Annotated in this window: 13 protein-coding genes; 8 read left to right on the forward strand and 5 right to left on the reverse strand. The window is 43.5% G+C overall.

Annotated elements, in window-relative coordinates; translation table 11 throughout:
* Window positions 1-42: 42 nt before the first annotated feature.
* A complete protein-coding gene (locus QUA23_RS21550) occupies window positions 43-978 on the forward strand; it encodes a metallophosphoesterase (protein ID WP_333078053.1) in 936 nt (311 codons plus the stop codon).
* A gap of 27 nt (window positions 979-1,005) precedes the next feature.
* Window positions 1,006-1,488 carry a PD-(D/E)XK nuclease superfamily protein gene (locus QUA23_RS21555; protein ID WP_333078054.1) on the forward strand — a complete coding sequence of 161 codons (483 nt, stop codon included), beginning with the start codon at window positions 1,006-1,008 and terminating at the stop codon, window positions 1,486-1,488.
* Between the two features lie 88 nt (window positions 1,489-1,576).
* Here QUA23_RS21555 and QUA23_RS21560 read toward each other — a convergent pair whose 3' ends face one another.
* Window positions 1,577-2,452 carry a DNA adenine methylase gene (locus QUA23_RS21560; RefSeq protein ID WP_333078056.1) on the reverse strand — a complete coding sequence of 292 codons (876 nt, stop codon included), beginning with the start codon at window positions 2,450-2,452 and terminating at the stop codon, window positions 1,577-1,579.
* A 274-nt stretch (window positions 2,453-2,726) separates the two neighbouring features.
* Here QUA23_RS21560 and QUA23_RS21565 point away from each other — a divergent pair, with 274 nt between their 5' ends.
* The 4 genes from QUA23_RS21565 to QUA23_RS21580 all read left to right on the forward strand — a co-directional run bounded on the left by QUA23_RS21565 (window position 2,727) and on the right by QUA23_RS21580 (window position 4,521).
* Window positions 2,727-2,930 (forward strand): DUF751 family protein, encoded by a 204-nt coding sequence (locus QUA23_RS21565; protein ID WP_190657763.1) that lies wholly within the window; start codon window positions 2,727-2,729, stop codon window positions 2,928-2,930.
* Between the two features lie 343 nt (window positions 2,931-3,273).
* Window positions 3,274-3,666, forward strand: a complete 393-nt coding sequence (locus QUA23_RS21570) for a PadR family transcriptional regulator (RefSeq protein WP_293144339.1) — start codon at window positions 3,274-3,276, stop codon at window positions 3,664-3,666.
* Window positions 3,667-3,681: 15 nt separating this feature from the next.
* Window positions 3,682-3,813, forward strand: coding sequence for a hypothetical protein (locus QUA23_RS21575; protein WP_333078057.1), 132 nt, complete (start codon window positions 3,682-3,684; stop codon window positions 3,811-3,813).
* A 174-nt stretch (window positions 3,814-3,987) separates the two neighbouring features.
* Window positions 3,988-4,521: a cofactor assembly of complex C subunit B gene (locus tag QUA23_RS21580; protein ID WP_006635575.1), complete on the forward strand. Its 534-nt coding sequence runs from the start codon at window positions 3,988-3,990 to the stop codon at window positions 4,519-4,521.
* A gap of 350 nt (window positions 4,522-4,871) precedes the next feature.
* Here the strand turns inward: QUA23_RS21580 and QUA23_RS21585 are convergent, their stop codons facing one another.
* Together QUA23_RS21585 and QUA23_RS21590 are read right to left on the reverse strand one after the other, a co-directional pair.
* Window positions 4,872-5,195: a DUF3155 domain-containing protein gene (locus tag QUA23_RS21585; protein WP_006635576.1), complete on the reverse strand. Its 324-nt coding sequence runs from the start codon at window positions 5,193-5,195 to the stop codon at window positions 4,872-4,874.
* A gap of 106 nt (window positions 5,196-5,301) precedes the next feature.
* Window positions 5,302-5,469, reverse strand: coding sequence for a hypothetical protein (locus QUA23_RS21590; RefSeq protein WP_333078058.1), 168 nt, complete (start codon window positions 5,467-5,469; stop codon window positions 5,302-5,304).
* Window positions 5,470-5,590: 121 nt separating this feature from the next.
* Here QUA23_RS21590 and QUA23_RS21595 point away from each other — a divergent pair, with 121 nt between their 5' ends.
* Both QUA23_RS21595 and QUA23_RS21600 read left to right on the forward strand, forming a co-directional pair.
* The gene (locus QUA23_RS21595) at window positions 5,591-6,979 is read left to right on the forward strand and encodes a sensor histidine kinase (RefSeq protein WP_333078059.1); all 1,389 of its coding nucleotides are present in this window, start codon (window positions 5,591-5,593) and stop codon (window positions 6,977-6,979) included.
* 28 nt (window positions 6,980-7,007) lie between these two features.
* Complete coding sequence (locus QUA23_RS21600; RefSeq protein ID WP_333078060.1) at window positions 7,008-7,700, forward strand: hypothetical protein; 693 nt, start codon at window positions 7,008-7,010, stop codon at window positions 7,698-7,700.
* 544 nt (window positions 7,701-8,244) lie between these two features.
* Here QUA23_RS21600 and QUA23_RS21605 read toward each other — a convergent pair.
* Window positions 8,245-9,780 (reverse strand): ATP-binding protein, encoded by a 1,536-nt coding sequence (locus QUA23_RS21605; RefSeq protein ID WP_333078062.1) that lies wholly within the window; start codon window positions 9,778-9,780, stop codon window positions 8,245-8,247.
* Between the two features lie 170 nt (window positions 9,781-9,950).
* Window positions 9,951-10,885: GAF domain-containing sensor histidine kinase (locus QUA23_RS21610; protein WP_333078063.1), on the reverse strand; the 935-nt coding region annotated here is incomplete at its 5' end.

The raw sequence follows: 10,885 nt of genomic DNA on the forward strand, positions 1-10,885 counted from the left end.
TCAACCTTAATTTATCATTTCATTAGTTGTAACTGAATCAAAATGAGCATCAAACGCCGTCACTTTCTAATTTTAGGCAGTCTCAGCAGCTTAGGTTTTGCCGGAATCTGGAAAATGTTTCAGCTTCGGACTTCCTGGGGTACGGACACCGATGCTGCTGTGGCTTCTAACGTTGAGGCAGAAAGGACGATCGTCCCTTTGCCGGCCTCACCGCCTATTTTACGCTTTATTTCGGTGGCCGACACAGGTACCGGCGCTGAAGGTCAGTATGCTGTGGCTGAGGCGATGGCGCAATATCACCGGGAAAACCCTTTTAATGTTGCTGTTCTCGCCGGCGACAATATCTACAATAACGGCGAATTTGAAAAAATTAATGCTGTGTTCGAGCAACCTTATGGGCCGTTATTGCAGCAAAACGTAAAATTTTATGCTTGTCTGGGAAATCACGACATCCGCACTGGTAACGGCGACCAGCAAGTTAAATATGCGGGTTTTAATATGCAAGGTCGCTACTATACTTTTCGGCGCGAGCCGGTACAGTTTTTTGCTTTAGATACCAATCACAATGCTGACTGGGAAAATCAGCTTGCTTGGCTGGAAAAAGAGTTGAGTCAAAGCACGGCACCTTGGAAAGTTGTGTTCGGCCACCACCCGATTTATTCCTCTGGCGTCTACGGATCGAATCAATCTTTTATTAAGACTTTCACGCCTTTGTTTCAAAAGTACGGCGTGCAGCTTTATATCAACGGACACGAACACAGTTACGAACGCACTCGCTCGATTAACGGTACGACTTATTTAATTTGCGGGGCCGGCGCGGGTACTCGTCCGGTGAGTCGTTCTGAGTGGACGGAGTATTCTGCTAGCCGCCTGAGTTTTGCGACGTTTGATGTCTATGAAGACCGGATGTTTGTCAGTTCTATCGGTACTGACAAACGGGTTTTTGACCGAGGGGTGATCCAAGTGCGATCGGCTTAATTTAGATTATATTCAGGAGGCAACAAAATGAATAGGGGTTGTAGAGCCAATAAAACTGGTTTTGTTTTAGAAACAACTGTAGAAGGTACATTGAGAGGCCACGGATATCTCGAAATATGTCCCCAGTTGCCGAAAAAGCGCAAGCTAGACTGGCTCTTAATCTCTACTGAAAATCCCAAGCGATATGCTAAACAGGTTTATATCGGGTCTAGCATTTATGAAACTGAAATAAATGTCGATTTTTACATTGTTAATTCCGGTGGGTTTCCTTTGGGTCTAATTGTTGAGTGCAAGTGGCAAGAAGACAAAGGTTCAGTAGACGAGAAGTATCCTTACCTCAATTTAAATATTAAAAATTGTTATCGGGTGCCAACTATTGTTATAGTGGGCGGTGACGGTATGAGGCAAGGTTCGATCGACTGGTTTAAAAAACAAATTCCTGAAAATCAAAATCTGTTGGCAGTTCACAAGCTCGAAGGTTTTATTACCTGGGCTAACAAATATCTGTAACAGGACTTACGCAACTTTGCCGCGTGTGCGGCTACCACGTATTGCTCCTACAAAATATGCTTAATTAGAGACTTTGCTTAAGTAAGATTTAAAATGAATGTATTAATAATTCTTTGATTTTTCCGCGCTTAAAACTATTAGAGTTAATGCCCCTAGATGCTGATATTTCACTGAGTTTTGGAAGAGATTTATTTGGAAAAATTTGAGTATCGCTATAAATTTCTTCGATAAAATCACAGTTAGAATTAGACAGCATAACTTTCACGCCCCGTACTGCAAGTTCGGCAAAAATATCTCTCAGTTTAAGCTGTTCCGATTCTTTGAAATTATCCCGGCTGTAAGTAGTGAAGTTACTGGTGGCACTGATTGGATAATAAGGCGGGTCAAAATAAACAAAGTCTTCGCTGCTGGTAGCAAAATCCAAAATTTCCTCGAATTTTCTGACTTCAATTTGAGCGGGCGCGAGTAAAGATGAGACCGATCGCAGTAAATCTGCTTGACAAATGTTAGGATTTTTGTATCGACCTATGGGAACATTAAATTCACCTTTTGAGTTTTCTCTGTAGAGGCCGTTGTAACAAGTTTTATTTAGGTAAATCAGGCGTGCTGCTTTTTCTGTATCTGTTTTGTAGGAGCGCGATCGCACCCAGTAATAATAATCTTTATTGTCCTTGGTATGTTCTAACTGATGCTCCTCTAAAAGTAGAATCAGCTCCTCAACTTTATCCCTGACACAGCGATAAGCATTAATCAACTCAGGATTAATATCTGTTAAAACAGCTTGCAAACCCGGGTGCTGCTGTGCTAAGTAAAAAAATACAGCTCCGCCGCCCAAAAAAGGCTCGTAGTAAGTGGTGAACTTTTCAGGAAAATAAGGTTGATATTGTCCAATCAACCGAGTTTTGCCTCCAGCCCATTTCAGAAAGGGACGCGGCAAGACGAAAGAAGGTGCGGAAGCAGACATTTATCTAGAAATAACGGCCCTATAATATTTATCACAACTAGAACTCAATAGACATACTTCTGAAGTTCTTACCGGAGGTGGCGTGGCATTAAACAGAGAGTGCCCGATCGCTCAGAAAAAAAATTTCGTTAGAATTATATATGTCAGCCTCGCCGGCAAAAATGCCCGATCGCCCGATTGGCAGATTTAGCTCCGGCTGTGCCAAAATTGTCTAACTCGCTCACAAGTGTTACCAGTCAAAGATCGAACTGTGACACTTTACCCCACCAAGCTCATGCAAGATTTTATTAATAACGTCTCTCGCTACCCGCGCTTTTTCATTACGATATGTCTGGGAATTTTCTTTTTCCTGTTCGAGCGACTCAAACCCCTGCTCGATCGACCGGCAACTGCGATCGCCCTGATTAGTTCGATAGTAGCGACTTTTGTCTTTCTAACTTTTACACTGCGCGCCATGTTAGGCCTGAGTTCGGTTTAAAGCCTGCGCTTGAGCGCAAACATTAACTGCAAATTCAGTTAAAACACTAACTCCCAAAGTAACTGCCAACTCTTGCAGGCGATCGCACACTTGACAATAGTCGCTGCGATAGATTGGAAGAGGAAAAAATTGCGCTAGTTACGGCAGTCCTCCTCAACCAAGGGGCAGGCAAACATTACCGAAGTGCAGGACAAGCCTTTGGGGCCATCAACATTCACTGGGGAAATACTGCACCTCTGTTTCCCCAATGTCCCACTTAATCATTAGGAAGCGGCATCCCCCGCCCCGCTTTCCTCTCCCGTTAACCTGACGGTATCACGAGAGTTTCCAGCGGACAAGACAGATGAAGTTTGAACATATCTATCAATTTTTTCAAGACCCCCCTCCTGTTTATCTAAACAAGGAATTAGCTGTGTGCTACATTCTCTCCGTGTTATTGCGCGGAGATTCCTACGGTACAGAACTGATTGGCCAACTAGAGAGGGAATTCCCCATCTACCGACTTTCTGATACCGTTCTCTACAGTGCTCTGAAATTCCTAGAAGATGAAGCCGTAATCACGGGTTACTGGAAAAAAGTAGAAGGACGCGGCCGCCCCCGCCGGATGTATCAAATCCTCCCTGAGTGGCGGCACCAAGCTCAAGACCTCGCTCGTCTCTGGCACGAGTATATAGGTCAGGGAAACGGCGCGTCAGGGCGTCGGCCCCGCGCCTTAGAAACTGGTCACACAGGTTAGCCGAGTTGGAATCGGATGCCTAAACCCTGGAGATGCTGGCGCTACTTGCAAAGCGATTTGCCTTCTTTGCCTTCGCTTTGCTCGATCGCCCGCCGCACAGCGATTAAAGCAGCTACACTACGTCAGGACTTACGCATTGTCACTTGAGAATTAGGGATGATGGGGAGATATGGGAATTGGGTGATGGAGAGCAAAACGCCTTGCAGAAGAAGCTTTCTGCGAATTTTGATAACAAAGTGTCTGCGTAAGTCCTCGATCGCTTTCGTATGTCAAGTTATGTAAAGTAATAGTAGATAATTTCAATTACACAAACTTCTACCGATGGATACTGCTGTTCTTCCTTCAACATTTGTGCTAACGCTACTGCTGGCTGTTGGCTTGTTTTTCTTCATCAAGGCTTCAGTCAAAGATCGAATCGAACAAGTCAAGCTGGCTTCCGAGAGCGCTCAAGAGTCACTGTTAGCCGACTTACAACAGTATTTTGCCGATAGAGCTTACCGAGTTGCAGCCGTCGATGCCCCCAACTATAAAGTCACGTTTGAGGGTTTTGTGCGGCCGAGTTGGTTTCTAGCTATTTTTCTAACTCTGCTGAGTGCAGGTGGCGCTCTGTGCTTGGGACTGGTTTTGGGAATGCTAGTTCCCCAGCAGGGCCAAATTTTCCTAGCTTTGGTACTGCTGTCCCCGCTGGCGGGGGTATTTTACTGGAAAAAAGCTGGACGCTCTGAGCAAGTCTCGCTCAAACTCGAATCAGTTGCTGAGTCGGGAAGCCAAACCAAGAGCTTTGTTACTGTCCGAGCTCACCGCGATGAACTAGCAGCCATGCAAAAAGCTTTAGATTTGAAACCGCTCGATTAAAAGTTTGACGCGGAACGTTTTTTGATATGCTAGATGCCGTAGTTCGACTTCGAGCTGACAAGCCCATAACTCAAGAGCGGCTCTCTCGTTGATAAACCAGTGGCTGTTTTTTTGATCCACTTGTTCGATCGACCAAACAGTAAAAAAAAACCATTATCGTGAAAGTGCCAATTGTGGCGATCGCCCTTGGGCTGCGATCAAGCCTGTTGCGATGGCTCCTTATACCCTAATTCCTAAGGACTTTTCGCATAAATTTCAGTTGGCACTCTCCAGACAATGAGAACTCTCGCGCTTTTGTTAAAAGACTTAGAAAAACATTGCTGTCAATGTTTTGAGCTAAACATTTTCAGCTATGCGCGGCTGGCGGACACCACAGGAATTTTTTCTGTGGTAGCTTCCAACATCACCTTTAAGCTGGGAAACAAGAAATGGTTCTCTTCTACGTATTGGGCTCCAAATAAACCTTTTTCAGCCCAGAAGTATCTGTCAGTGGTATGCTCGTTACGCTTGACTAACAGCAAAGCTGGGGGAGCAATGCCTTCTGCATGGATGAACTTGCGAGCCGCTGTTACGGGTTTATCTTCGCCGCTCTCGATGCTATATTGAGGCACACACTCTAAAATTCTGCGTCCTTCTTGTCGGCGGCGACTCTTGCGTTTGCGTCTCCTGGCCAATTTCTTTACCTCCTCTGTGAGCAGACAGTATGAGCAGACAGGTTGTAATGATAGCTACCAAATCCGAGGCCAGTATATCCGTTCTAGCTCAAAAATTCAACTGTTTTTAATATATCGACATAATCTTAACATTCGTGCCGATCGACAAAAGTGTAGGGGTTGTGGTATGGTTGGCCGCAAGTTCCGGCAAGATCCAAGGTTGGGGATCGGTGGAAGCTGCGCGGAGGGAGATGCGGGGCAATTTTGGTTCATGAAAGCCCCATGCCTTCAACATAGCTGCCTTCTATCAAAGGGAAGAAACCTGAAACCTAGAAGTCTCTCATCAGTAATCGGTAGCCGATCGTTTGTAATTTACTTAGAATTCCGTTAGATATCTTAATGTGGCGCTCATGTTAATGCCAGCCAGTTCAGAATTTGTCAAACTTTGCCGCTCGCAGGTGGCCATCGCCGTTAGTTTGGGAGCGAAATTCAGCGCGGTATACCTGACACAAGAGTTGGTAGAAGGCAGCGAAGCAAAGTTGGTGCCGATCGCGGTTTACCCAGAAACCTCAGCCGAATCGGAAGAAAATCAGGGGTTGAGGTTGCAATCTTCCGAAAGCTCGACAGTAAAACCAGTAGCGCGACTGCTGGCGCCGCCGGTTCGGCCTGTGGAAGAATCAACGGTGGGGGCGATCGCACCCGAGCGACTTCCGGGCAAGGAGCGCAGTTCCCATCAGTGCCAAGGCCCGGAGAATTTGTGGCAGCAGCGGATGCAAATAGTGACGCCTCTGATACACGAGGGAGCTGTAATGGGACTTCTAGTCAGCGGTCGGCAAGACAGGCCTTGGAACGAGCGAGAAGAGGCTCAAATACAACAAATTGCTCGCACCTTAGCCCTAGCCTGCATTTTAGACCAGCGATCGCAGTGGATGCAGCAGGAATTGGGTACGAGTCGGCAAATCCAGGCTCAGGTTTACGACACGATGCACAATTTGCTGCACCAGTTCAAAAGTCCGCTGACAGCGTTGCGAACTTTTGGCAAGCTGTTAGCGCGGCGGCTGGTACCGGAAGACAAAAACCGCAATGTGGCTTTTAGCATTGTCCGAGAGAGCGATCGGCTGCAAGAGTTGCTCGGCCAGTTCGATCGAACTGTTGACACCGGCGAAGCACATCTAAAACTGCGATCGGGGAGTTCAGAAAAAGCAATCTCCAATGTCGAATCAATCCGGCATTCTCCTCTGTCGCTGTCACCTGTGGCCAATGTGGAGGAATCCTGTTTTGTTACAGAAGTCTTAAAACCGCTGTTAACTTCCGCCGAGGCGATCGCATCTGAAAGGAATCTGAAATTGGTAGCTGACATTGCGGCTGATTTGCCGCCAGTCTCAGCGAACGATCGAGCTTTGCGCGAGGTTTTGAGCAATTTAATTGACAATGCTTTGAAATATACCCCTGCCGGCCGCCAAATTTATATTAAAGTAAGGTATAAAGCAGCGGATGGCGATCGGGCAGGATACAGCCAATTGCCTGCCATAGCAGTTGCCGTCAGCGACACAGGTTCCGGCATTCCTCCCCAGGATTTAGAGCATTTATTTGAACGGCACTACCGGGGAGAAAAAGCGCAGACGGAAATTCCTGGCACAGGATTGGGTTTGGCGATCGCCCGCGATTTAGTCCGCCAAATGCAAGGAGAAATAGAAGTATTTTCCCCACTCAATCCTGAATGGCTACCCTTTGCAGAAACTAATTTATTATATCCAACGGATCGTGGCACTACCTTTGTGGTTTGGCTACCAGTGAATAATTAACGAACTCTATTGCTTAGAGACATTTTTTATGAAGCATATGCCTTTATTCGATAAACTTCCCAAGTTATCAAATTCTTTAAAAGTTTTCAAGAAACACTTTTTTGGTGTACCGCTTTTAGCTTTTTTTAACATTCTGACTATTGGGATTTTGGGCGGGCTGAGCGTATATGCCCAATTCAACAACAAGGGACGCGGACTTGAACGCCTATTTAGCGATCCTTTTAATTTCTGGTTGCCTTACGACGGAATTCTAACCGGAGTTTCCGAAGTTACCGGGTGCCTCTCAGTCGCAATTTGTGCATTTACGTTCGGAGTGTTGCGACAAAAAGAGCCGCAGAGTCGAGCGGCGATATTCTTATTTTTTAGTGCTTTACTCCTGGGAGTCCTTTACCTGGATGACAGGTTTCGGATGACTTTGATTATGTCTCGGTTGGGAATATCTAAGAAATTAATTTATTTGTGTTATGGTAGTGCTGTTTTCCTTTACCTAGTTAAGTTTTTGCGATACATCAAAACCACTCCTTACGTGCCATTAGTTGCAGCATTCATCTTGTTTGCTATCTCGCGGTTGGAGGATATTTTACACACTCCAAATCAAGGACTACACGCGATATTAGAAGATGGTACTAAATTATTAGCTCTTGTGAATTTAGCCCTGTATTTTTGGTACGTATGTCATCAAGAAATCTGGCGGCATTTACGGCAAAGCGAAGAGCCTTGATCGGCTGGATTAAATTACTATACAAAAAGCCGTTTCTGAATTAGGGTATCACTAAGCAACGCCGGCGATCGCATAAAACAAAATAATTTCTTTGATTTTGATATGGAATTGCAATATCGGCAACTTTGGGAAGGGTGAATTAATAATCGATCCAACGGAGTATCTGAGCCTTTGTTCAGATTTAGAGTAGCCAAAGTTTTTTCTTTGAAATGAGTAAAATAATGTCTTCATATTGTATTTTTTCCGTCAAGTCTTTTCCTATAGTTTGTGCTCATAATTTTACTTGAATCAGCACTAAAACTTCGGTCAACTTTCCAGCAATCTGTCACATAAAATAGCACTTCCATTGATTAAAAATAATCCCAATTGGTTCAAAAGTTTTAGCACGAAATGAAGCGTATTGCATCAAGTAACACCCCAGAAAAGGGGGAAACTTGATGCGGGAAAAAATTCTCTCAGAATTCCGATTAATGAGGAATTAGCAATTACCCTATTCTCATGCAACTGAAAACCGATATACGATCAATTCAGCCAGATAAGTTTTCTAGGCATTCGCTACGGTGGCGAGCTTAGTCGATCTACAGATTGTCGGCAGATCAATAATAAACTGGGTTCCCTGCTCAGGCGTAGAAATACACTCTAATTGACCGCAGTGTTTTTCTATCAGAATTTTTCTGCTGATGGACAATCCCATGCCTGTACCTTTTCCTATAGGCTTAGTAGTAAAAAAGGGAGTGAAAAGTTTAGCACGAACTTTCTCTGTCATGCCCACACCATTATCAGAAATTGTTACCAGGATGTGGGAAGCCGAGCTAATGTTGTCATGCGAATTGCCGGGTACCACTTCAGTATGAATCAAAATCTGGGGTTTAAAAACTGCACCATCTTCTCTACTTAGCCGCTCTTCTAAAGCATCTATAGCATTCGCTAAAAGGTTCATAAACACCTGATTGAGCTGACCGGCATAACAGTTCACAAGCGGCAATGCACCATAGTCTTTTATCACATTAATAGCAGGCCGATCGGACTTAGCCTTTAGTCTGTGCTGTAAGATCAGCAAAGTGCTATTAATGCCTTCGTGGATATCTACTGATTTAATTTCAGTTTCGTCCAACCGCGAAAAATTGCGTAGAGAGTGAACTATATTGCGAATGCGTTCGATCCCTAACTGCATGGAAGAAAGCAATTTTGGTAAATCATCTATGATAAATGGTAACTCTGCATCTTCTATTTCATGAACAATTTCTGCTTCTGGTTGCGGGTAATACCGTTGGTAAAGATTCAACATATTAATGAGTTCTTTAATATAGTCGTTGGCGTGGGAGAGATTGCCGTAAATAAAGTTAACCGGATTGTTGATTTCATGAGCGACACCTGCAACTAATTGACCTAGACTAGACATTTTTTCACTCTGAACTAACTGGAGCTGTGTTTCTTGCAGTTCTTTGACAAAATGTTCTAAGGCAAGAGATTTTTGGTATTCTTTTTCTTGACTGATACGGAGTGCTTTCTCTACTTGTTTGCGGCGCTCTATTTCCGACTGCAAATTCTGACTTAGAGAAAAACTTCTCAAAGCTGTTAGCATCGTAGTGTATAGCTTTGATGTCGTTAATTCAGTTTTAGTTTTATAGTCATTGATATCGTAATTGATAATAATGTTTTTTTCAGGTACTTGTCCGGGTTGACCCGTGCGTAAAATAATTCGCACTAACTGATTGCCTAAAACTTCTCGGACATATTTAACAAAGTTTAAGCCAGCATCATCTGTTTCCATAATTACATCAAGTAAGATGATGGCAACATCAGGATTTTCTTGGATTAGCTGTTTAGCTTCACGAGCCGAGTAAGCATTAATGAAGGTTAAAGATTTATTTTCAAAGACAAACTTCCTTAGTGAAATTTCGGTAGCTGTGTGAACTTGAGCCTCATCATCTACAACTAAAATTTTCCAACTTTCAGTCAGCTTTTCTTCTGTGGTTTCATCAGCAAAAAATATTTCATCATTGGAGTCGATTGCTTCGGCAAAGAATACTGTTTCTGCAGATGGTTTAGTTAACAAATCGTCAAAATCACTTTTCATTGCTGTACACCTTTATTTTTTACTAATGTTTAGATTTGAAGTTAGAAAACCTGTTAAGAAAAATGCCGAAGAAAGAAGAGTTACACAGCAACCTTTTCAGTCATCCTTATTTTATTTTTAATGAGGTGGACTTACTTAGTTATCTTTGCCAGGAAATCGGAATTGGGACTCTACATTTGTGAATCAATTTGCATTGGTAATTTAATAATAAACTTGGTTCCTCTTCCCCACTCACTTAGACATTCAATTTCACCTTTTAGTTTTTGAGTGACTAAATTGTAAACAATATGTAACCCTAACCCACTGCCACCTTGACCACGCTTAGTGGTAAAGAAGGGTTCAAAAATTTTACTTAAGTTTTCTGGGGGAATACCTTTACCTTGATCGGCGTATTCAAACCTTAGCCGATTACCTTCTTGCTCCCAAGCAAAGAGTAGTTCCCCAGAAATCCCTGGTTCGTAGGCATGAATCAGAGAATTGATCAGCAAGTTTGTCACAACTTGGGACAAGGCTCCTGGATAAGAATCGATAGCAATTTTGCTATCTCCCTTAATTTTAAGCGAGTGTTGGCTATTTTTCAACTTTGGTTTTAATTGTAATAAAATTTCATCAAGATAAGGTCTGATCTGGAAAGTACGCCGTTCTTCGCTAGAGCGATCGACTGCTACTTGCTTAAAGCTTTGAATCAAGGCTGCCGCCCGATCTAGGTTAATTAAAAGTGCCTTACTGCTTTGAGTAGCAATATCGACAAATTCTTCTAAATCCGAGCGCTTCATTTTGCCACTTTTATAAATAGATGCAAATTCGGTGGTATTTTCTGCCAAAGCTGAAGCAACAGTGACACCCACTCCGATGGGAGTATTAATTTCATGAGCAACACCAGCAACTAATCCTCCCAGAGATGCCATTTTTTCAGATTCGACTAGCTGAGTTTGGGTGGCTTTTAAAGCCTCTAGGGTGTTCGATAATTGTTGAGTACGATCGCTCACTAATTGCTCTAAGTTTTGATTAAACTCCTGTAAATTTTTGTAAAGTTGAGCATTCTCAATAGAAATAGCAATTTGGGCAGATAACAGTTTTAACAATTCTAGGCGATCGGTAGTAA

The organism is Microcoleus sp. Pol1C5 (assembly GCF_036701115.1).
Lineage (GTDB): Bacteria > Cyanobacteriota > Cyanobacteriia > Cyanobacteriales > Microcoleaceae > Microcoleus.

What these genes read in the sequence shown, in the direction of transcription:
- QUA23_RS21605 (WP_333078062.1), bottom strand. Translation starts at nt 9,780, where the DNA reads ATGAAAAGTGATTTTGACGATTTGTTAACTAAACCATCTGCAGAAACA.
- QUA23_RS21565 (WP_190657763.1), top strand. Translation starts at nt 2,727, where the DNA reads ATGCAAGATTTTATTAATAACGTCTCTCGCTACCCGCGCTTTTTCATT.
- QUA23_RS21590 (WP_333078058.1), bottom strand. Translation starts at nt 5,469, where the DNA reads ATGTTGAAGGCATGGGGCTTTCATGAACCAAAATTGCCCCGCATCTCC.
- QUA23_RS21570 (WP_293144339.1), top strand. Translation starts at nt 3,274, where the DNA reads ATGAAGTTTGAACATATCTATCAATTTTTTCAAGACCCCCCTCCTGTT.
- QUA23_RS21550 (WP_333078053.1), top strand. Translation starts at nt 43, where the DNA reads ATGAGCATCAAACGCCGTCACTTTCTAATTTTAGGCAGTCTCAGCAGC.
- QUA23_RS21595 (WP_333078059.1), top strand. Translation starts at nt 5,591, where the DNA reads ATGCCAGCCAGTTCAGAATTTGTCAAACTTTGCCGCTCGCAGGTGGCC.
- QUA23_RS21580 (WP_006635575.1), top strand. Translation starts at nt 3,988, where the DNA reads ATGGATACTGCTGTTCTTCCTTCAACATTTGTGCTAACGCTACTGCTG.
- QUA23_RS21560 (WP_333078056.1), bottom strand. Translation starts at nt 2,452, where the DNA reads ATGTCTGCTTCCGCACCTTCTTTCGTCTTGCCGCGTCCCTTTCTGAAA.
- QUA23_RS21575 (WP_333078057.1), top strand. Translation starts at nt 3,682, where the DNA reads ATGCCTAAACCCTGGAGATGCTGGCGCTACTTGCAAAGCGATTTGCCT.
- QUA23_RS21600 (WP_333078060.1), top strand. Translation starts at nt 7,008, where the DNA reads ATGAAGCATATGCCTTTATTCGATAAACTTCCCAAGTTATCAAATTCT.
- QUA23_RS21555 (WP_333078054.1), top strand. Translation starts at nt 1,006, where the DNA reads ATGAATAGGGGTTGTAGAGCCAATAAAACTGGTTTTGTTTTAGAAACA.